Below are 20742 nucleotides of genomic sequence, written 5' to 3'. Positions count from 1 at the left end.
TAGTTCGTTTTGGTACGATCGAGGCATGGAACCCGATCATTCACCTGCTGTTTCGTCGACGAAGGAGCCCGAGCCCACCCGTCAGCGCATCCTCGAAGCCGCCAGGACCGAATTCGCCGCCCACGGGCTGGCCGGAGCCCGGATCGACCGCATCGCGCGCAACGCTTCGGCGAGCAAGGAGCGGTTGTATGCCTACTACCGCCACAAAGCGGAGCTGTTCAGCGCGGTCCTCGAGCTCAACCTGGGCGAGTTCGCCGAGGCGATGGCCGGGGCCGGGGGAACCCTGCCCGAGTTCGCGGGGGCGCTGTACGACCACTCGGTCGCGCATCCGGAGCACCTTCGGATGATCGACTGGGCGCGGCTCGAACGTCAGGACGTCGTGGATCCCTCCTGGGCGCTCATGGACCGCTTCCACGCCGAGCAGCTCCGCGGGATCGTGTCCCTGCAGCGGGCCGGCGCCGTGGACTCCTCGTGGGACCCGGAGCACGTGGCTGCGCTGATCTTCGGGATCGTGACCTGCTGGAACCATGAGCCGGCCGAGGCATTGGCAACGCCGCCCGTCGTGGATGCCGGCACGATCGCGCACCGGCGGGCCACGGTGGTGCGCGCCGTGGAGCGTCTGATGGTCCCCGGGGCGCCATGAACGGCGCCTACCGAACCTGAACGGCCTCTAGTGAACGGCGCCGACCGTGCGGCGTCTACTGGACAGTGCCCTTGACCGGGTCGCCCAGCGGAACGTTCTCGAGCACGCTCACCACGCTGGGGCCGGTGACATGGTCGGCCAGGAGTGCGTTGAGCTGGCCGATCGGAGCGCCGGCGGCGTGCGCGGCGAGGTCGTCCGCGGTCGTCCAACGCTCGATCATGACCACGGTCTCGGCGTCGTGGTGCAGCGCGTACAGCTCGCACCCGGCCTCGTCGTGCACCCTGGGGGAGACGATGGCGAACGCATCCACGACATTCTGGCGGTGCCCGTCGAGCGGAGTGATCACGGCGACGACGACTACTGGCATGGCTGCTCCCTGTTCTGGTGGAGCTTCCACCGTACGCGCCCCGGCACGGATTCCCGCCAGTGAGAGCAGACGCCCCCGGAGCCGGTTAAACTAAGACCACAATGGCTACTTTTGGAAACCTCTCAGATCGCCTCGCCGAGACGTTTAAAAATCTCCGCACCAAGGGCAAGCTCAGCGCTGCGGATGTCGACGGCACCGTCCGCGAGATCCGTCGCGCCCTCCTCGACGCCGACGTGGCGCTCGAGGTGGTCAAGGACTTCACCGGGAAGGTGCGCGAGCGCGCCCTCGGCGACGAGGTCAGCAAGGCACTGAACCCGGCCCAACAGGTCGTGCAGATCGTCAACGAGGAACTCATCGAGATCCTCGGCGGTCAGCAGCGCCGTCTCGAGTTCGCGAAGAAGCCGCCGACCATCATCATGCTCGCGGGCCTCCAGGGTGCCGGTAAGACCACCCTGGCCGGCAAGCTTGCCAAGTGGCTGGCCAGGGACGGCCACACGCCGATCCTGGTGGCGGCCGACCTCCAGCGCCCCAACGCCGTCACCCAGCTCGAGGTCGTCGGTGCGCAGGCCGGCGTGCCCGTCTACGCGCCCGAGCCCGGCAACGGCGTGGGCAACCCGGTCAAGGTGGCCAAGGACGGCGTCAAGTACGCCCAGCAGAAGCTGCACGACGTGGTCATCGTCGACACCGCCGGTCGTCTCGGCGTCGACGCCGAGATGATGAAACAGGCCGCGGACATCCGCAAGGCCATCGACCCCGACGAGGTGCTCTTCGTCATCGACGCCATGATCGGCCAGGACGCCGTGGCCACGGCCCGCGCCTTCCAGGACGGCGTCGACTTCACCGGTGTGGTGCTCTCCAAGCTCGACGGCGACGCCCGGGGCGGCGCGGCCCTGTCGGTGGCATCCATCACCGGCCGCCCGATCATGTTCGCGTCCACGGGCGAAAGCCTGGACGACTTCGAGCCGTTCCACCCCGACCGCATGGCCAGCCGCATCCTCGACCTCGGTGACATCCTCACCCTCATCGAGCAGGCGCAGGGCGCATTCGACGAGGAGGAAGCCCGCAAGATCGCGGAGAAGTTCTCCACCGACACCTTCACCCTCGATGACTTCCTCGGCCAGATGCAGCAGCTGCGCAACATGGGCTCGATCAAGAAGATGATGGGCATGCTGCCCGGCGCCGGCGCAATGAAGCAGCAGCTCGACAACTTCGACGAGCGCGAGATCGTGCGCACCGAGGCCATCATCCAGTCGATGACCAAGGCCGAGCGCGTCACGCCGAAGCTGCTCAACGGGTCGCGTCGCCTGCGCATCGCGCGCGGTTCCGGATCCAGCGTGACCGAGGTGAACCAGCTCGTGCAGCGGTTCGAACAGGCCGCCAAGATGATGAAGACGGTCGCCAAGGGTGGTATGCCCAACATCCCCGGCATGGGTCCGGTGCCCGGCGGTATGGGCGGCAAGCGCCCGCAGGTGCAGCAGAAGAAAAAGGGTTCCAAGTCGGGCAACCCGGCCAAGCGCGCGGCCGAGAACGCCGCTCTGGCCTCCGGCGAGAAGCTCGGCGGCGCCCCGGCGGGCGGCGGCTCCGGCTTCGGTCTCGGCGGCGGCGGTAAGGCTCCCGCTGGCGGACCGTCGGCCGAGGAGATGGCGGCTCTGCAGAAGATGCTCGGCCGGTAGCGGTTCTCGCACGCGGGCGCGGGCGGGGATTAGGATTCTGCAATGACCTCTCCCCAGCCCCGCCCCGTGCGCCTCGGCGTACAGATCGCCCCCCAGCACGCCGACTACACGTCGATCCGGAACACCGTTGCCGCCGTCGAGGCGCTCGGTGTGGACATCGCCTTCAACTGGGACCACTTCTACCCGTTGTCCGGCGACCCGGCGGGGAAGCACTTCGAGTCCTGGACGCTGCTCGCCGCGTGGGCGGAGCAGACCAGCGTCATCGAGATGGGCGCGCTGGTCAACTGCAACAGCTACCGCAACGCCGACCTCCAGGCCGACATGGCGCGCACCATCGACCACATCAGCGGCGGCCGGTTCATCTTCGGCACGGGTTCCGGCTGGTTCGAGCGCGACTACGACGAGTACGGCTACGACTTCGGTACCGTGGGCAGCCGCCTGGACTCGCTCGCCTCGAACCTGCCCCGCATCGAAGAGCGCTGGGGCAAGCTGAACCCGGCACCCGTGCGCGACATCCCCGTGCTCATCGGCGGCGGCGGCGAGAAGAAGACCCTGCGCATCGTGGCGCAGCACGCCGACATCTGGCACTCGTTCTCCACGCCCGACGTGCTCGCCCACAAGCTCGGGGTGCTCGGCACCTGGTGCGACACCGTGGGCCGGGACATCGGCGAGATCGAGATCTCCACGGAGCTCCGCGGCAAGACCACCGCCGATGCCGACGAATTGCACGCCCTCGGCACCACCCTGTTCACCCTGGGTATCTCCGGCCCGGACTACGACCTCGCCCCGGTCGAGGACTGGCTGGCCTGGCGGGACGCCAAGAACGCCTGACCCAACCGTCTCTCACGGGTCGCGGGCTACGGGACGAGGCCCTCGCGGAGTTCGCGGCTCAGGGAGGCGACGACGGCGGGCAGGCTGCCGTTGTGCGTTGCGGCCACGGCGAGCTGCCGCTGGTAGCTTGCGCCGTGGTCGAGGATCAGGTGCAGCTGCAGTAGTTCCGGCAGGCAGCCCAAGCGTTCAGCCGTGGGAGAGAGCACCTCGACGAGCCGGCGGACCTCGTCGGTGACCATACGCTGGGAGCCGTTGGAGCCCACGATGATCTCGGCAGCAAGCCCATAGCGGGCGGCGCGCCACTTGTTCTCCCGCACGAACCACGGTTGCATCGTCGGAACCGGACGGCCCGCGTCGATCTCGCTCGACATCCACTCGACCAGGCACTGGATGAGCGCGGCGATGGCGCCGAGTTCCTCGACCGTGGACACCCCGTCGCAGGCGCGCACTTCGATGGTGCCCCAGCGCGGCGACGGGCGGATGTCCCAGCGCACCTCGGTGGCGTCCTCGATGATCCCGGTCAGCGTGAGGTCGTGCACATATGCCTCCCACCCGGCCCAGTCCTCCAGACGCCACGGTAGCCCCGCGGTGGGAAGCTGCTGGAACATCTGGGCCCGGTTGGAGGCATAGCCGGTGTTCACCCCGGCCCAGAACGGACTCGACGCGCTCAGCGCCTGCAGGTGCGGCACGAAGCTGAGCAAGCCGTTCAAAATGGGGATGACCTTGTCGCGGTCCTCGATGCCCACATGCACGTGGATGCCCCAGATCATCATGTTGCGGCCCCACCACTGAGTGCGGTCGATGAGCTTGTGGTAGCGCTCCTTGTCGGTGACCTGCTGGTCGAACCACTGGCCGAACGGATGCGAGCCGCTGCAGATCGGGTCGACGCCGCGCGGGTCGGTGATGGCACGCACCTCGGCGACCTGCCCGGCGACGTCGGCGACGGCGCCGGCCACCGTCTGGTGCACCCCGGAGACGAGCTCCACGGTGTTCAGGAGCAGTTCCCCGGTGATGTGCGGGTGCGGAGCGCCATCCGGGCCCTTCAGGGCCTCCAGGACCTCGTCGGCGATCGACACGAGGTCGCCCGTCTCGCGGTCGACGAGGGCCAGTTCCCACTCGATGCCGACGGTCGAGCGTTCGGAGCGGGCGAAGTCGATGCGCACGGGTTCGCCGCCCACGGGGTCGCCGTCCACGGTCTGGCTGCTCACGGTGCTTTTCCCTCACGTTCCGAGCCCCTGAGCGGGGCGATGTGGCACAATCCTGACAGCTAATCGGTGCGCCCGCCGTGCGCCGCGCTGCAGAACGTCATCTGACGCAGCGGCTCCGGCGGAACTCGATTATCACAAAGTGGTCGATGTCTGACACAATGATTAGTCGAGTTCCGTTGCGCCCGACCCTCTAATCCGGCGCAGCACGAACCTTATTGAGCTTGTGCCGAGTGTGCCCCCACGCTCACGGCTGTCAGTTCGCCAAACATCTAAATCACAGGAGAATTGTGGCTGTCAAAATCCGTCTGAAGCGCATGGGCAAGATTCGTGCGCCGTACTACCGCATCGTTGTCGCCGACTCGCGCACCAAGCGCGATGGTCGTGTCATCGAAGAGATCGGCATCTACCACCCCACGCAGGAGCCTTCGGTCATCGAGGTCAAGTCCGAGCGTGCCCAGTACTGGCTCTCCGTCGGCGCACAGCCGACCGAGCAGGTCGCGGCACTCCTCAAGCTGACCGGCGACTGGGGAATCTTCAAGGGCGACAAGAACGCCGTCTCCACCGTCAAGATCAAGGAGCCCAAGGCTGCCTTCGTCGCCGACGAGAAGAAGAAGCCGGTTCTCAAGCCCAAGGCCGAGAAGCCCGCGGCCAAGGCCCCGACCGAAGACGTTGCTGTTGAAGCAACCGAAGAGGACAAGGCGTAATTTTGCTCGCTCCCGCGCTTGAGCACCTCGTCAAGGGGATCGTTGATCACCCGGACGACGTGCACGTTGTAGCCCAGAACTCACCCCGTGGCGAGGTGCTCGAGGTTCGTGTGAACCCCGAGGACCTCGGCCGGGTGATCGGCCGCGCCGGTCGCACCGCCAAGGCGCTGCGCACTCTCGTGGCCGCACTGGCCGATGGCAAGCGCGTGCGGGTCGACGTTGTCGACACGGACTTCTGAAGCGGGTAGTGACTAGCCCCTCATGAGCGACGACAGCACGACCCCGGCCACCCAACTGCGGGTGGGGCGCCTCACCAAGGCCCATGGCCTCAAGGGCGCCATCAAGCTGGAGCTGTTCACGGATGACCCGGGACGACGTTTCGTCCCGGGCGCCGTGTTCACCCTCCAGGTGCCGACCAGTTCCCCCTGGCACGGCAAGACCATCGAGCTCGTCGAGTTGCGCTGGTACAACCAGCACGCCGTCGGGTTCTTCAAGGATGTTCCCGACCGCGAGGCCGCGGAGACCCTGGCCAAGGCGATCCTCTGGATCGATCAGGACCCGACCGAGCAGACCGACGAAGAAGACGCCTGGTACGACCACCAGCTGGTCGGCCTCGCCGTCGTGCGCGACGGGGTGCAGATCGGCACGCTGACCCGCCTTGAACACCTGCCTGCGCAGGACCTTCTCATCGTGAAGACCGCCGCCGGCGAGGTGATGATCCCCTTCGTCAAGGCGATCGTTCCCTCCGTCGACGTCAAGGCGGGCATCATCACGATCACACCTCCTCCCGGACTGCTCGAAGAGCTCCCGGAGGAACCGGACACCGATGAACCGGCAGCGACGCCGACTCCCGACGCCCAGGACGCATAGACGCGCCTCGGCCAATTCACGGGGAGAGGCGCGCCGCGCCACACCTACTTCACGTTCGTAGAGATCGCGGCCGTTGAAGAGGAGTACCGTCGCATGTCCTATGTGAAACCCGACCAGCTGATCGATTCACTCGTTCACTCCGGGGTCGTCAAGACCAACCTCACCGCCAAGCAGATGTTCCTGCGCGGCACCCTGTCCGGAGCGATCCTGGGTGCGGCCACGACGCTGGCCCTGACCGCGGCCGCGCAAACCGGTCTGCCGATCGTCGGTGCGCTCGTCTTCCCGGTGGGGTTCTGCGTGATCCTCATGCTCGGCCTCGAGCTGGTCACCGGCAGCTTCGCGCTCATCCCGCTTGCCGTCCTCGAGGGGCGCACCACCATCGCCAAGGCCGCGAAGAACTTCGCCGTCGTCATCCCGGCGCACATCGTCGGCGCCGGCCTGTACGCCGTACTGTATGTCGGCGTCATCACCTACCTCGGCACCGACACCACCGACCCGATGATCCAGGCGATCATCCACCTGGCCGAGCACAAGGTGCTGCCCTACGAGGCCGTCGGCGCCGGCGGCATCCTCGTCGTGGTGGTCAAGGCCATGCTCTGCAACTGGATGGTCGCGCTCGGCACGATCATGTTCTACACGTCCACCTCCGCGGCGGGCAAGATCCTCGGCATGTGGCTGCCCGTGCTCACGTTCTTCGGCCTCGGCCTCGAGCACGCCGTCGTGAACATGTTCGTCATCCCGGCCGGCATGCTGCTCGGCGCGAACATCAGCTTCGGCGAGTGGTGGGGCTGGAACACCGGTCCCGTCCTGATCGGCAACTTCCTGGGCGCCGTGCTCTTCACGGCGCTGCCGCTCTACTTCTCGCACCGCAAGACCGTCAACCGGGCCGCCTCCGAGCATGACGAGGACACCCAGGCCGACTCCGAGCATGACGAGGACACCCAGGCCGCGCCGGAGCTCACCGGCGCCCACTCGTAGACTGGCTCCTATGCGCATCGACATCGTCAGTATTTTTCCGGAATTCTTCGGTGTGCTGGACATCTCCCTCCTCGGCCGTGCCCGTCAGGCCGGCCTGATCGACCTCTCCGTGCACAATCTGCGCGACTTCACCCATGACCGGCACAACACCGTCGACGACACGCCCTACGGCGGTGGCGCCGGCATGGTGATGAAGCCGGAGCCGTGGGGTGAGGCGCTGGACAGCATCCTGGCCCAGTCGACGCTCGCCACGGCGTCGGGCTCAGACGCCGAGTCGACGGATGCGCCGGACGGCGACACCGGCCCCGTCCTGATCTTCCCGTCGCCGGCGGGTGAGCAGTTCACGCAGGCGATGGCCCGTGAGCTCGCGTTCGAACCGCACCTGGTCTTCGGCTGCGGCCGGTACGAGGGCATCGACCAGCGTGTGGTGGACCACTTCGCCACGCGAGGCCGGGTGCGCCTGGTGAGCCTGGGCGACTACGTGCTCAACGGGGGAGAGGTGGCCGTGATGGCCATGATCGAGGCGATCGGCCGCCTCATCCCCGGCGTCGTGGGCAACCCGGAGAGCCTCGTCGAGGAATCCCACGAGGACGGCCTGCTCGAGTACCCCAGCTACACCAAGCCGTCCAACTGGCGCGGGCTGGACGTGCCCCCCGTGCTGCTCAGCGGCAACCACGGCGCGATCGCGGCCTGGCGCCGGGAACAGCAGATCGAGCGCACCCGCCTGGTGCGCCCCGACCTGCTGCCCGCCGAGCCGGCCGCCGACGGCGCGCTTCTGCCCGCAGCGAACTCCAAGGCTCGGCGGGGTTCCCGCGGGTAATCTGGGCACTGTGATTCTCCGCAGGGTCTTCTACTACTGGCAGTTCGTGGCCGTTGTCGCGCTTCCGCTCTGGCTCATGGTCGCCGCGTCGATCTTCGGCACCACGGCCTGGCAGGTGCTCGGAGCCACCTTCGGCGCCATCGCCATCGGGTTCGGCCTGCTGGTCGTGAGCCTGCTCTTCCTGGCCCGCCGGGAGGTGCGCCTGGACAAGGCCGTGTCCTGGGCCGACGTGGGCGTTCTCACCGGCTGGCACGTGCTGATCGTGCTGATGGGGGTCTACGCCGTGACGGCCCCGTGGCTGTCGGTCCTCGTGGTCCTCGTCGGGGTGGCCGCCTTCTGGTTCGCGCTCTGGGAGCTCTTCGACGCCGCCCGCAAGCGGGTGCGCGAGGCCCTGGTGTACATCGACGAGACCGCCAGATTCGGAACGGTTCCGGCCGGGTCACCCTCGTTCCCCACCATGACGAATCCGGCAGCGTCGCGACCGGACTCGGCACCGGCAGACCCGAGCGTGATCATCATCCAGGAGAAGCACGACGAACGCTGACCTCCCGGCGCCCCACGCGCCAGGGATGCTTTTGGTGTGTGGCCCCGTTTAGTGGCAGAATAAGCGTTTGTGCCGCGGCATGTCTCTGCCACAGGGGAGCTGCATTCATATCGGCACGCACACACTCAATTGGTCGCCACCAACTCACAGCATGTGAGCGGGCGGGGCGCCACTAAAACGTCCTCGACCTGTGGCGGGTACAGAGAGCGAAGAACATGCATATTCTCGACCAGGTCGACGCGCCTTCACTGCGTTCAGACATCCCCGAGTTCCGCGCCGGCGACACCGTCAAGGTCCACGTCAACATCGTTGAAGGCGCACGCTCGCGTGTCCAGGTCTTCCAGGGTGTTGTCATCGGCCGCTCCGGTGAAGGCGTCCGCGAGACCTTCTGCGTCCGCAAGGTCAGCTTCCAGGTCGGCGTCGAGCGTACCTTCCCGGTGCACTCCCCGGTGATCGACCACATCGAGGTCGTCACCCGTGGTGACGTGCGTCGCGCGAAGCTGTACTACCTCCGTGGTCTGCGTGGCAAGAAGGCCAAGATCAAGGAAAAGCGCGACTAAGCATCCCGCGAACCGGCAGTGCCGCGTCGCTCGGACTCAACCCTGAGCGTTTTCGCAGCACGCTGGATTTCCCCCTGAGCTCCTCCCCGCTAAACTGGGCGAGGAGCTCAGGCGGTTAAATGACAGACAACACTCTGCCCTCGCGATCGCATCGCCTGGAACCAGATTCGTCGCGCAAGAAGCGCGGCATCGCGATCTTCCTTCGCGACCTCTTGATCATCTTCGTGGTGGCCCTGCTCATCTCGTTCCTGATCAAGACCTTTCTCGTGCGCTCGTTCTACATCCCCTCAGGGTCGATGGAGAGCACGCTGCTGGTCAACGACCGCATCATCGTGAACCAGCTCGAACCCGACCTCATCCCGGTCTCCCGCGGTGACGTTGTGGTCTTCAGGGACCCGGGCGGATGGCTGCCACCCCAGGCGCCCATCGAGCAGAACCCCATCGTCGCCGCCCTCGACTGGACCCTGTCGGTCGTCGGCCTGTCCGCACCCGACAGCAACGACCACCTGATCAAGAGAGTCATCGGCCTGCCGGGCGACCACGTCGTCTGCTGCAACACGCTGGGCCAGATGAGCGTCAACGACATCCCGCTGAACGAACCGTACGTCCTGCTGCCGGTCGGCCAGACGAGCGTGTCCAAGGACGCGTTCGACGTGGTCGTGCCGAAGAACTCGCTGTGGGTGATGGGTGACAACCGCTACGACTCGCTCGACTCGCGGTATCACCCCACCGCCCCCGGCAAGGGCTTCGTGCCGCTGGACAACGTCGTGGGCCGCGCCCTGGTGATCAGCTGGCCGCTGAACCGGTGGAGCTGGCTGGACGACTACCCCGAGGTCTTCCGCGGGGTCGAGGACGCCGAAGAATGACGCTCAAGTCATGATGATGGCCGTGGTTGAGCCCACCCTCGACGTGGAGCTGGCCATGCTGGCCGCCGGAGCCACCTGCGTCATCGGCTGCGACGAGGTGGGCCGAGGCGCCCTCGCCGGACCCGTGGCCGTCGGCGTCGCCGTCGTCACGGCCGATGTGGGCGCATTTCCCGTGGGCCTGCGCGACTCCAAACTGCTCAGCGAACCCCGCCGGGAACTGCTCGCACCGCTGGCCGCGGCCTGGGTGCGGCACAGCGCCGTCGGGCTCGCCTCGGCCCAGGAGGTCGACGCTCACGGCATCATCGCCGCTCTCGGGCTGGCCGGCAAGCGCGCCCTGGCCCAGCTGCACGCCGCCGAAGTGGACATCGTCGGCGGGGTGGTCCTGCTGGACGGCAACGACGACTGGTTGAACAAGGCCCTCGCCACACCGCTGTCGGTCGTGACCCGCATCAAGGCCGACCAGGATTGCGCGTCCGTGTCCGCGGCATCCGTGATCGCCAAGGTGCACCGTGACAGGCTCATGATCGCGGCCGACCTCGGCACCCCCGGCTACGGCTGGTCGGGAAACAAGGGCTACGGCAGCGCCGAGCACATGGCCGCCCTCGGCACGCTCGGCGCAAGCGAGCACCACCGGCTGAGCTGGCTCAAAATCGCGCGGTAGCTTCAGCGCGTAGGATTGTCTCACCATGGAAGAAGACGAATTCGAGGACTACGACCGCGAGGTCGAGTTGGCCCTATACCGCGAGTATCGAGACGTTGTGGGGCAGTTCCAGTACGTCGTCGAAACCGAGCGCCGGTTCTACCTGGCCAACGAGGTCGAGTTGGTGCGGCGCGATACCGAACACGACTTCTATTTCGAGCTGACCATGAAGGATGTCTGGGTCTGGGACGTCTACCGCTCCGACCGGTTCGTGAAGTCGGTACGGGTGCTCACGTTCAAGGACGTCAACGTGGAAGAACTCGCATCGAAGGAATTCGAGCTGCCCAAGGAACTCGCACTCGACGAGTAGCCACCCCGGCCGGTCGCCCGGCTGCTAGCGTGTGCGGATGAACGCGCGCAGCACCCCACCGAGCACCCCCGCCCACAGCGTTTCCAGCGCCCAGGCTCAGGCCGCCGTGGACGCGGCCCTCGAACTTGCTCCGCTCATCGACGGGCACAACGATTGGGCCTGGGAATGCCGCGAGAACCGCGGTTACTCCGTCGAAGGCCTGGACGCGAAGCTGGACACCGACACCGACATCGGCCGGCTGCGCGCCGGCCGGGTGGGCGGCCAGTTCTGGTCGGTGTATGTGGAGGACGCCCTTGAGGGCGCCTCAGCCGTGCAAGGCACTCTGGAGCAGATCGACTGGGTGTACCGGCTCGCCGCCCGGTACCCGGACACCTTCGCGATCGCCACGAGCGCGGCCGGCGTGGAGGCCGCCCGGGCCGATGGGCGTATCGCCTCCCTGCTCGGCGCCGAGGGCGCCCATTGCCTGAACGATTCACCGGGTGTGCTGCGGATGCTCGCCCGGCTCGGTGTGCGCTACCTCACCCTCACCCATGTGCACAACACCAGTTGGGCCGACTCCGGCACCGACGAGCCGGTGCACGGCGGGCTCACCGCCCGTGGCGTGGAGTACATCCGGGAACTGAACCGCCTGGGCATGCTGGTCGACCTCTCGCATGTGTCCCCGGCCACCGCGCATGCCGCGCTGGATGTGACGAGCGCCCCGGTGATCTTCAGCCACAGCTGCTGCCACGGTGTCACGGCGCATCCGCGCAACGTGCCCGACGATGTGCTCGCACGGCTGGCCGGCAACGACGGCGTGCTCATGGTCACGTTCGTGCCCCAGTTCGTCTCGGCCGAGTACGCCGCGTGGTTCGACGGCGACCGGAGCGGCCCGGCGCCGAGGGTGACGCTCGCCCAGGTGGCCGACCACGTGGAGCATGCCCGGGCGGTGGCCGGCATCCGCCACATCGGGCTCGGCGGTGACTTCGACGGTACCGACGAGTTTCCCGAGCAGTTGGAGGGCGTGGACGGCTATCCGGCCCTGCTTGTCGAACTGGCCGGTCGAGGCTGGAGCGCCGCCGACCTCGCGGCCTTGGCCGGCGCGAACGTCCTCCGGGTGCTGCGGGCCACGGACGCGGCCTTCGCCGGGGGAGGGTCGACGACCACCGGCCTCACCGTCTGAGCGGCCCGCGCCCGTTCACGGCGTACGCGGCTCGCAGATGACGACGGGGATGTCGCGGCTGGTCTTGCGCTGATAGCCGGCGTAGCCGGGGTTGGCTCGCACGATGCGGGGCCACAGCTGCGCCTTCTCGGCCTCGCCGGCGGTGCGCGCCCGCATCGGGCGGGTCACCCCGTTCTGGGTGAGCTCCACGTTCGGATCGGCGACCAGGTTGAGGTACCAGTAGGGATGCCGCTCATCGCCACCCTTGGACGCGATCAACACCACCGTGTCCGGTTCGTAGACCGGCGCCGTGAGCATGGTGGATCTGCGGGCGCCGCTCTTCCGGCCCGTCGTGTGGAGTTCCACGACCGGCATGGGGCCGATCTTCCAGCCCAATCGGCCGCGGGAGAGCACCACCAGCGACCGGTGGGCGGCGTTCATCACGCGCATCATCAGATCGGTCGAACGGTGGGCCAGAGTCCTCGTCATGCGACCAGCCTACGACCGCAGGTGGTTGACACCCGGGCGGGGGGTGAGTAGCTTCCGCATCGAGCGCTGAGCGGACGCCCAGACCAGGCGGCCCGTCCGCGCCCGAACCATCCAGCCGTCCCCTACGAGCAAGGAGTTCCCATGTCTGACGATTCCGTCTTCCTCTACCTCGGCGTCTACCCCGACACGGCCACGGCCGAGTCCGATCTCGAGGTCGTGCGCGAGCTGCACTCCGACAAGGTCATCGGCACCTATGACGCCGCCGTCGCGACCAAGGAGGCCGACGGCACCGTGCAGGTTCGCCGCAAGACCAGTAAGCACGCCGGGTGGACCGGGGTGGCCGCCGGTGCCGTCCTCGGGCTCCTCTTCCCGCCGTCGATCATCGGAACGGCCATCGTGGGCGGCGCGGCCGGCAGCATCGTCGGGCACTTCTGGCGGAGCCTGGACCGTGGAGACCTCAAGGAACTCGGTGAGATGCTCGACTCCGGTGAGGCCGCGCTCATCGTGGTCGGCAAGGACCGCCTGGAGGAAGAGTTCCGCAAAGCCGGTCTCGTGGCCCAGAAGCACATCCAGAAGGAGCTCAAGGTGGACGCCAAGGAGCTCGACAAGGAACTGGACCACGCATCGGCGGAGTTGCAGAAGCAGGCCCGCAACGACACCTACTGACCGGCCTGACCGGCGACCCGCGCCCGTCCTCCACAGGCCTCGCACTGCTGCACCTCTGCACACCCTGCGTCCCGGCACCCCGTGGCCGGCGGGCACCAGCGCACCCTGGTGGCGGAGGTGCTCGTGGCACGCAAAGACGAAGTGGGCCGGCGCGGTGAGGACTGCGCGGCGGATTACCTGGCTCGGGCGGGGTACACCCTGCTGGAGCGCAACTGGCGGTGCAGCCAGGGTGAGATAGACCTGGTGGTGGCCAAGGACGGCGACATCGTGTTCGTCGAGGTCAAAACCCGTTCCGGCATCGGCTACGGGCATCCGTTCGAGGCGATCACGGTGGCCAAGCTGGCCCGGTTGCGGCGGTTGGCCGGAGCCTGGTGTGAGCAGTCCGGGCTGCGGGCCCGCCGGATCCGCATCGACGTCATCGGCGTGATCGCCCGGGCCGGCCACGAACCCGTCGTGGAGCACCTCGAGGGCGTGTTCTGATGGGGCTGGCCCGCACCCGGTCCGTCGCGTTGATCGGGCTGGCCGGCTCGATCGTCGAGGTGGAAGCCGATATCTCGAGCCAGTTGCCGGGGCTGCGGCTCATCGGGCTGCCCGACGCGGCGCTGGCCGAGGCGGCGGAGCGGGTGCGGGCGGCGGCCAAGAACTCGGGCTGCGCGCTGAACCCGCACAAGCTCACGGTGAACCTGTCTCCGGCCGCGCTGCGTAAGCACGGCTCGGGGTTCGACCTCGCCATAGCCCTGGCGTGTCTGGCCGCTGATGGCGTCGTGCCGGCCGAGTCGGTGGGCGCGGTGCTGCACATCGGCGAACTCGCCCTCGACGGGAGGCTCCGGCCCACCCCGGGAATGCTGCCGGCCGTGATCGCCGCGGCCCGGTGGGGCTACCGCACCGTGATGGTGCCGGCCGGCAACTCCGACGAGGCGGCGCTCGTTCCGGGCATCCGGGTGATCGGTGTCGCGTCACTCCGGGACGCCCTGATCTGGCACGGTGCGCGGTTGGAACCGATTGCCGTGGACGTGCTGACGGCACCGGCCGAGGAAGACAGCGTCGATGAGTCGCTGGACCTGATCGACGTGGTGGGCAACGACGAAGCCATCCTCGCGCTGCAGGTGGCGGCCGCGGGCGGCCACCATGTGTTCATGCTCGGCCCGCCCGGCGCCGGCAAGACCATGCTCGCCGCCCGGCTGCCGGGCCTGCTGCCCGACCTGGGTCCGGCCGCCTCCCTCGAGGTGAGTTCGCTGCGGTCCTTGAGCGGCCGGCCGGTGGGGCGGTCCCTGATCACCCGACCGCCGTTGGAGGCGCCGCACCACACCATCACCGCGGCGGCCATGGTGGGTGGCGGCAGCGGCCAGATCCGTCCGGGCGCCGCGGCGCGCGCCTCGCATGGGGTGCTTTTCCTCGATGAGGCCCCCGAATTCGCCGCGGCCGTGCTCGACGCGCTGCGGCAGCCGCTGGAGTCCGGTCGGATCAGTATCCACCGTGCCAATGCGGTCGCGCATTTCCCGGCCCGGTTCCAGCTGGTGCTGGCGGCCAACCCGTGCCCGTGCGGCCAGTACGGTACGGGGGACGACTGCAGCTGTGCCCCGAACTCGCGGCGGCGCTATCTTGCACGTCTCTCCGGGCCCCTGCTGGACCGTATCGACATCCAGCTCGCCGTCAAGCGGGTGAGCGCGGCCGAACTCCGCTTGTCCGCCGATGGCGGGCGGCTCTCCAGCGCCGTGGCCCGGGAGCGGGTGCTCGCCGCGCGGGCCGCGGCGGCGGAGCGGCTGAAGGACACCCCGTGGACCCTCAACTCCGAGGCGACGGGGCCGTGGTTGCGCGGACGTCAGACGCGGCTGGCCGGCTCCGTCACGGCGCTCCTCGACCGGGCCCTGGAGCGCGGCGGCATCACCATGCGCGGATATGACCGGGTGCTGCGGGTTGCCTGGTCGATAGCCGATCTGACCGGAGTCTCCCGACCGGGAGCGGACGAAGTGGGGCAGGCGCTCTATCTGCGGAAGGGAATGGCGTCATGAACCTGTTCGGTTTGGAAGAGACACTCGTGCGGTCCTTGGCCGACGGTGTGCGCCCCGGCGCCGCCCCGGCCGCCGCACCCGCCCCACCGCAGCCGGCGGCCTCATCCCCGGCCCCGGCCCTGGTCCCGGCCGCGGTGGACAGGGCCGGTCCGGCATCCGAGACCGCGCTCGCGCTCGATGCCGACCTCTTCGCCCGGGCGGCGTGGACCACCATCGCCGAGCCCGGCGACGGCGTGGCGGGGGCTGTCGTCGAGCGGCTCGGCGCGGTGCGGGCGCTGACCGCCGTCGTGGAGGCGTGGCCGCCTGGGCGGCTGTCGGACAGCCTCGCCGCCGGCGTCGACGAGAACGGGGCGGGAGACCCGGCCGGCCTTCTCGGGGAACTGTCGCAGGCGCTGGCCCGCTGGCGCCCCCGGTTGTCGTCCGCCGAGGTGATCAGGTCCTTGCAGCAGGCCCGCCGCACCCAGACCACCCTCCTGCTGCCGGGCGACCCGCTCTGGCCCGGCGGCGTCGACGACCTGGGCCGGCATGCCCCGCTGGCTCTGTGGTGGCGCGGACGCCCAGAGGCCCTGGCCGCGCTCCGCCATTCGATCGCCCTGGTCGGCGCTCGGGCGGCCACCGGGTACGGCGAACACGTGGCCATGGAGGCGGCCGCCGGTCTGGTCGACCGGGGTCTGGCCATCGTTTCGGGCGCCGCCTACGGCATCGACGGCATGGCGCACCGTTCGGCTCTGGCCAGCAACGGAACCACCGTGGCGTTCCTGGCCGGGGGAGTCGACCGCTTCTACCCGAGCGGACACGACGCCCTGCTCACCCGCATCGTGGAAGCCGGGGCGGTGATGAGCGAGCTGCCCTGCGGGGCGGCCCCCACAAAATGGAGGTTCCTGCAACGGAACAGACTCATCGCCGCGGCGAGCCAGGCCACGGTGGTGCTGGAGGCCGGCTGGCGTTCTGGGTCTCTCAACACGGCCGGGCACGCCACGGGGCTGTCTAGGTACTCCCGCAACCAATGCAAATATTGGTCATTGGGACCCCGTGTTCGGGCGCTCTTAAGAACTAACTGCTAGGCGCCCCTGAGCAATTGATCTCGTGGAGGCCGAAGCCGAGGTCGCCAGACCGCCGCCTTCGGTCTGAATGTAGCTACGTCATGGTCGTCGCCGTCGCCCGCGTGGACGCCCCAAGGCTGCGGCGAGCAGTGGGCTACGTCAGTGCCGACCTGCGCCATTGGCGCCGTCGTTCGTCTTTACTCCAGATCCGCAGTTGCGGCACAACCGCGGAAGCCCCTGTCAGCCCCTGCTGCGCAGCCAGCGACACGACGAGCACATTGACATGTGGGGATTGCCCTCGAACGTCGCTGACCAGTGGGAACAAAATCGGTGGCGAGCCTGAGAGGGTCTTGACGAAATGGGACGTAACCACGCGATTGACTTATCGGACTGACGTAAGCGCCTCCGGCCCCATCGGTGTCTCATCGGCTTTCCATGTTGGAGGCTGATCCTCGCGCGCACATAGTTCGGTGCGTGGCAGCGTGTCACCCGCACTCGCGCGCCCAGAATCGCAGCTGCCTAGTTGGCGCACCGAGCCAGAGCTCATCTGAGTGGCTGTGCCTCGCCTCTTGGACGGGCCAAGGGCATTGCGCGAACCCGAATAGGGGGTAACGCTGGCCTGAGCATTGCGAAGGAGGAAATCATGGCGGCGCGAGACCCATTCGGCCTTCACACTGAAATCGTGGAGGAAGTTCAACAGAAAATGTTCTACCTACTCGGAGACCTGGGTTTCACCGCATCTTCCGCGGGAAAAGTCGCCATGCCGCGAAGCCCCGGGGCGCTACTTAGAATGCTGGCTGGCGCTAAGGCGCTATCCGCGACGGGCCGCCAGGGGCTTGGACAGGCAGTAGACGTTCTGCCAATGGTCCTTGAGGCTCGCAAGAAGATGTCCCCCGATGCGCGGCGCGAGTCGGACGTTATTGGGGCCATCCTCTACAGCGTTCGATCCAGGAATGACCTTGATCGTGGGCTCGATCTAATCGCTGAGCTGTTTCAGACAACTACCGCTACAGAGACTGTGGTGGCGGTTAGGGACCTCGTCACAAGCGGAACCGGAAGGATATATGGTCCGGGGACCGATGTGCTTCTTGAATCAAGCAAGACCGGTCAATCGCAAATCGTGGCCAAAAGCGTCAAGGAAATTCTTAAGATTGATGCCGGAGCGGCGGCTGGTGCAATCGCGGGGGGAATTAGAGATGCCCGGGTGATTGCCCTTGCCGCTACAGGGGCATCCGCTGCAGCCTCCGCAGAGGCGGTGCTGGACCAGATCTTTCCAGAACAGGTCCCACTTTTTCCAAAGGGTGGGAATGGGCCGTACAATCCAATTCCTAATCCCAATCCGTGAGTCTAGGCCTCTGGGACTATATTCACTCCACGGAGCGAATCAGCCGTATTGTAGCGTCACACCTGAGTAATGGCGATTGAGCTACGCTAAGGCGCCAGCCGTGTGCGGGCCACCCCCTTCAGTATGTGAAGTGCAGAGTCTCTGCTGAGTCGAGGATTCTCTATTCGTACGAGACGTTCACCGGCCAGAAGGTATCCCCGCTCTAGGTGACCCGCTACTACGCCGGACAGCTTGAGTACGTTTCCATACGACTCATCAGCGGGCCCTGGGGCCAGCAGCCCCCCCGTCTCCCACGTTCAGTCGGATACCGGCACTAGATCGGCGTGGAGGGTCGCCGGTAGTGGTCGAAACGTCGGTCCACGCGGACTGACGTGGCGATTGCGACCGAAGATAGAGCAGCGCGTTCAAGACGCTTGACCGCTCCACAGGTTTCTCGGTCTGCCCCCTTACTGCGGCGTAGCGTGACAGTCGATAGAGGTCTTCGAACCTGTTCCGAATGTAGTTTAGGGTCTCCGCGGCGGCGAGATAGCACTCATCGAATCGTCACTCGCGAGATGGTGAACCCAACGGATCTCGACGACCGGGGTGAACATCCAACTGAATTCACGAGCATTCAGCGCACTAGTCCCGCGCGCTCTACAGAACCATCATCAGAGCGGGCCAATTCTGCGATCGTCGGAAATGGGTCAATGCGGAAGCATCCGCCCCTGCAACCACAGCTAATTCGGGGGCGATCAAAATAGCACGGGCCAACAGCGCGATCTCGTTTTCTGCAGTAGCCAGCCGGAGCATTAATTCGGCATTTTTAGGGAACTCGGCGCTTGCTTCTCGCAGGATCGCGGACTCTTGCTCGCTGTCGCCTAGGGACTGGGCCAGCGCCGCGAGCATGAGTGAGGCGCCGCCCTATGGGGCCACATCAGCTAGGCGTGACCCCGGATCGTCGATGAGAGTCGCATTAGAGGAAGTTGCTTTGCAGCTGGAAGACACTGGTTGACCTTCCTCAACAGAAAATTGCGCGAGTCATCGATCTTGTCTGCAAGGAGAAGGAATCGATCGCGATCCTTCAGTTCGAGGTGCATCCAGCCGTCGATATAGCGAACAACGACCGGGAACTCCGTTCTCAGGTGCTGGAGATCGGCTTCGACCTTGTCGAGTGCACGAGTGATTTCAGTGACGCTTTGGGCAGGAAGGGGATCCCGGCAAATCACCGTGCTCGAGCCACGTATTTTTACGCGGGTCTTGATGGACTGCGTACCTAGCGCCGAGCGCACACCCTTGAGCGCCGTACTCAGGTCGACAAGTGAACCCTCGTCCGCTGCGCAGAGAAGGAAGGCCTGCCGGCTGAAGATCTTCTGCAGGAAGTCACTCGGCTCTGGATCGGCGATCCACCGGACGAGGGTCGGCATCTCTGCATCGGTCGCCACTTCCCTCAGGTCGTTTAGCGCATGATCGAAGGCTACGGAGTCGAGGTTGCCCGCCAGCAAGTATCCATAGAACAGCGGAGCGAAAAACGCACCTAAATCGTCGCTCAGCGGATGCGTGGACCCGATCACCCATCCACCTTCGGGAATGAAATGTGGTGCCCAGTGTGCCGTATCGCAGCCATTAAGGAAAAGCCCAGCGACATGATTCGTATCATCGCGGAAGGTGGCTACTAGTCTTTCGGGAGTGATCCTGCCCTCCATAGGGAACGGCGAAGACTCGTTCATGTCTAGGGCAATTAGGTCTCCCTTGCTGCCATGCCCAATGAAGTGAAAGATGTCTGGCCGAAAATCACTTAACACCTCGGCCAGGTCCGTCCAAGATCGATCGTGCTCGACCCGAACTGCGCAATTTCCTCTCGATCCAAGCTCCTCGATCTGCATCACTTCATGCTCTGCGTAGATCAGATTCTGTGCGCCCAAAAGCTGGGCCCAGACGAGGATCTTCACGGGCGAATCGCTGACGCCGATTTCAGTCATGTTCGGATCCTATTGTGCGGTGACCGCGCCAAGAACTCGAGCAAGAGGCCACGAGACGGGTGCGGTATCGGTGCCCGATGCTCCAATGCGCAGCTTAGGGTGGGGTGGGTGACTCGAGGCACAGTACCCGCCCACCGCACAATCCCTCAGAAGCGAGAAGCGCTGAACCTTCATGAACTTCATTTCAGCATCATGGCGTCCATGACTGGCCACGTGGTGGAGCACCAAGCAAGTCCGCGACAAGCGGGGACCACCCGCGGCGCGACACGGCTAGCTCAATGGCCTCGTTGAGTTCGTCCATCAGGGTGTACTTAGTCGAACAGAGGGATTCTTCTGCGTAGCAGTGACACCCAAGGTCTCGAACGGTAGGGATTATGGAAAGCCGAAGGGGGGCACGACCGAGCTGGATGACGTCCGCGGCCGGGCGGCCTCAGGACGGGCCATCCTCACGAACGAAGAGGCTCCCGCTGGCGTCTCCGTGTCCGATGAAGTGGAACATGGCCGGTCGCACCGACCGATCGAACGACGCAAGACGCTCCCAATCAACCGAGCGGGGCACAGCGACGACGTCCCAGCTTTCGGCGCACGCCGATTCTAGATGTGTTCACTCCTGATGAGGTCGGCATCGATGTAGGTCCAAACCAGGATCGTATGCATGGCGTCAGTCTTGCACGCCCGCCAACCGCAGATACCTAAGACTTCGCTAGGTTGCAGTCCCGTGAGTTGTTGTTGGTGGCGTCACTTCAGCGACAATTTCGAGAGCCCCGTCTATCAGCCATTCCCAAAGCGGTTCCGCTGACATCTCCAATTTCTCAGGCGGTCCAGATGGATCCAGCATGTTCGGCCTCTCCATCATGTGCACCTCGCTCGAGCCTGACCAATAAGTTCTCCAGATTTGGTCGACGGAGGCCTGATCAGTAAAGAATCCACCTCGCTCACCGCGCTGTGCGAAGTTGACTAGCGCGCTGTTGCACCGAGCTGACCGAAGTGTTTTCACTGGTCGACATTGCA

General features: G+C 66.3%; 24 protein-coding genes. 19 read left to right on the top strand and 5 right to left on the bottom strand.

What is annotated here, in order from left to right; translation table 11 throughout:
• Positions 1–25: 25 nt before the first annotated feature.
• A complete protein-coding gene (locus PA27867_RS10700; RefSeq protein WP_066596216.1) occupies positions 26–643 on the top strand; it encodes a TetR family transcriptional regulator in 618 nt (205 codons plus the stop codon).
• A 55-nt stretch (positions 644–698) separates the two neighbouring features.
• On the opposite strand, the gene PA27867_RS10695 is transcribed toward PA27867_RS10700, so the two are convergent.
• Positions 699–1010, bottom strand: coding sequence for a putative quinol monooxygenase (locus PA27867_RS10695; protein ID WP_066596214.1), 312 nt, complete (start codon positions 1008–1010; stop codon positions 699–701).
• 101 nt (positions 1011–1111) lie between these two features.
• Between PA27867_RS10695 and ffh the strand changes: the two genes are divergently transcribed.
• Positions 1112–2683 carry a signal recognition particle protein gene (gene ffh, locus PA27867_RS10690; RefSeq protein ID WP_066596213.1) on the top strand — a complete coding sequence of 524 codons (1572 nt, stop codon included), beginning with the start codon at positions 1112–1114 and terminating at the stop codon, positions 2681–2683.
• A gap of 42 nt (positions 2684–2725) precedes the next feature.
• Entirely contained in the window at positions 2726–3514 is a 789-nt protein-coding gene (locus PA27867_RS10685; RefSeq protein WP_066596211.1) for an LLM class F420-dependent oxidoreductase, read from the top strand.
• 26 nt (positions 3515–3540) lie between these two features.
• Here the strand turns inward: PA27867_RS10685 and PA27867_RS10680 are convergent, their stop codons facing one another.
• Positions 3541–4677: a glutamate--cysteine ligase gene (locus PA27867_RS10680; RefSeq protein ID WP_066599667.1), complete on the bottom strand. Its 1137-nt coding sequence runs from the start codon at positions 4675–4677 to the stop codon at positions 3541–3543.
• Between the two features lie 332 nt (positions 4678–5009).
• Between PA27867_RS10680 and rpsP the strand changes: the two genes are divergently transcribed.
• The 11 genes from rpsP to PA27867_RS10625 all read left to right on the top strand — a co-directional run bounded on the left by rpsP (position 5010) and on the right by PA27867_RS10625 (position 12236).
• Positions 5010–5426 carry a 30S ribosomal protein S16 gene (rpsP, locus tag PA27867_RS10675; protein WP_066596210.1) on the top strand — a complete coding sequence of 139 codons (417 nt, stop codon included), beginning with the start codon at positions 5010–5012 and terminating at the stop codon, positions 5424–5426.
• Between the two features lie 2 nt (positions 5427–5428).
• Positions 5429–5665 carry an RNA-binding protein gene (locus PA27867_RS10670; RefSeq protein ID WP_066596208.1) on the top strand — a complete coding sequence of 79 codons (237 nt, stop codon included), beginning with the start codon at positions 5429–5431 and terminating at the stop codon, positions 5663–5665.
• Between the two features lie 22 nt (positions 5666–5687).
• A complete protein-coding gene (gene rimM / locus PA27867_RS10665; protein ID WP_066596207.1) occupies positions 5688–6296 on the top strand; it encodes a ribosome maturation factor RimM in 609 nt (202 codons plus the stop codon).
• A 93-nt stretch (positions 6297–6389) separates the two neighbouring features.
• Positions 6390–7274 (top strand): formate/nitrite transporter family protein, encoded by an 885-nt coding sequence (locus PA27867_RS10660; protein WP_066596205.1) that lies wholly within the window; start codon positions 6390–6392, stop codon positions 7272–7274.
• 10 nt (positions 7275–7284) lie between these two features.
• Positions 7285–8094, top strand: coding sequence for a tRNA (guanosine(37)-N1)-methyltransferase TrmD (gene trmD, locus PA27867_RS10655; RefSeq protein WP_066596203.1), 810 nt, complete (start codon positions 7285–7287; stop codon positions 8092–8094).
• Between the two features lie 10 nt (positions 8095–8104).
• Positions 8105–8638 carry a hypothetical protein gene (locus PA27867_RS10650; RefSeq protein WP_066596202.1) on the top strand — a complete coding sequence of 178 codons (534 nt, stop codon included), beginning with the start codon at positions 8105–8107 and terminating at the stop codon, positions 8636–8638.
• 215 nt (positions 8639–8853) lie between these two features.
• On the top strand, positions 8854–9198 hold the full coding sequence (gene rplS / locus PA27867_RS10645; protein WP_066596200.1) for a 50S ribosomal protein L19: 345 nt from the start codon (positions 8854–8856) through the stop codon (positions 9196–9198).
• Between the two features lie 119 nt (positions 9199–9317).
• Positions 9318–10064 carry a signal peptidase I gene (lepB, locus tag PA27867_RS10640; protein ID WP_066596198.1) on the top strand — a complete coding sequence of 249 codons (747 nt, stop codon included), beginning with the start codon at positions 9318–9320 and terminating at the stop codon, positions 10062–10064.
• 16 nt (positions 10065–10080) lie between these two features.
• The gene (locus PA27867_RS10635; protein WP_066599663.1) at positions 10081–10725 is read left to right on the top strand and encodes a ribonuclease HII; all 645 of its coding nucleotides are present in this window, start codon (positions 10081–10083) and stop codon (positions 10723–10725) included.
• A gap of 25 nt (positions 10726–10750) precedes the next feature.
• A complete protein-coding gene (locus tag PA27867_RS10630) occupies positions 10751–11074 on the top strand; it encodes a DUF2469 family protein (protein WP_066596196.1) in 324 nt (107 codons plus the stop codon).
• A gap of 37 nt (positions 11075–11111) precedes the next feature.
• The gene (locus PA27867_RS10625; protein WP_084020991.1) at positions 11112–12236 is read left to right on the top strand and encodes a dipeptidase; all 1125 of its coding nucleotides are present in this window, start codon (positions 11112–11114) and stop codon (positions 12234–12236) included.
• A gap of 15 nt (positions 12237–12251) precedes the next feature.
• On the opposite strand, the gene PA27867_RS10620 is transcribed toward PA27867_RS10625, so the two are convergent.
• Positions 12252–12704: a nitroreductase/quinone reductase family protein gene (locus PA27867_RS10620; RefSeq protein ID WP_066596194.1), complete on the bottom strand. Its 453-nt coding sequence runs from the start codon at positions 12702–12704 to the stop codon at positions 12252–12254.
• Between the two features lie 141 nt (positions 12705–12845).
• Between PA27867_RS10620 and PA27867_RS10615 the strand changes: the two genes are divergently transcribed.
• The 5 genes from PA27867_RS10615 (at position 12846) to PA27867_RS20650 (ending at position 17770) form a co-directional block, all read left to right on the top strand.
• Positions 12846–13370 carry a DUF1269 domain-containing protein gene (locus PA27867_RS10615; protein WP_066596193.1) on the top strand — a complete coding sequence of 175 codons (525 nt, stop codon included), beginning with the start codon at positions 12846–12848 and terminating at the stop codon, positions 13368–13370.
• A gap of 123 nt (positions 13371–13493) precedes the next feature.
• Entirely contained in the window at positions 13494–13850 is a 357-nt protein-coding gene (locus PA27867_RS10610; protein WP_066599655.1) for a YraN family protein, read from the top strand.
• Positions 13850–15382, top strand: a complete 1533-nt coding sequence (locus tag PA27867_RS10605; RefSeq protein WP_066596191.1) for a YifB family Mg chelatase-like AAA ATPase — start codon at positions 13850–13852, stop codon at positions 15380–15382. Before PA27867_RS10610 ends, PA27867_RS10605 begins: the two co-directional genes overlap by 1 nt.
• Positions 15379–16446, top strand: coding sequence for a DNA-processing protein DprA (locus PA27867_RS10600; protein ID WP_066596190.1), 1068 nt, complete (start codon positions 15379–15381; stop codon positions 16444–16446). Before PA27867_RS10605 ends, PA27867_RS10600 begins: the two co-directional genes overlap by 4 nt.
• 622 nt (positions 16447–17068) lie before the next feature.
• On the top strand, positions 17069–17770 hold the full coding sequence (locus PA27867_RS20650) for a hypothetical protein (RefSeq protein ID WP_157109194.1): 702 nt from the start codon (positions 17069–17071) through the stop codon (positions 17768–17770).
• A gap of 636 nt (positions 17771–18406) precedes the next feature.
• Here the strand turns inward: PA27867_RS20650 and PA27867_RS10595 are convergent.
• Both PA27867_RS10595 and PA27867_RS10590 read right to left on the bottom strand, forming a co-directional pair.
• Positions 18407–18658 carry a hypothetical protein gene (locus PA27867_RS10595; protein WP_066596189.1) on the bottom strand — a complete coding sequence of 84 codons (252 nt, stop codon included), beginning with the start codon at positions 18656–18658 and terminating at the stop codon, positions 18407–18409.
• 32 nt (positions 18659–18690) lie between these two features.
• A complete protein-coding gene (locus tag PA27867_RS10590; RefSeq protein WP_066596187.1) occupies positions 18691–19731 on the bottom strand; it encodes a CHAT domain-containing protein in 1041 nt (346 codons plus the stop codon).
• Positions 19732–20742 lie beyond the last annotated feature (1011 nt).

This window comes from Cryobacterium arcticum, from assembly GCF_001679725.1.
GTDB lineage: Bacteria > Actinomycetota > Actinomycetes > Actinomycetales > Microbacteriaceae > Cryobacterium > Cryobacterium arcticum_A.
Note: the sequence above shows the minus strand (reverse complement) of the source record. Positions and strands in the feature narration are given on the sequence as shown.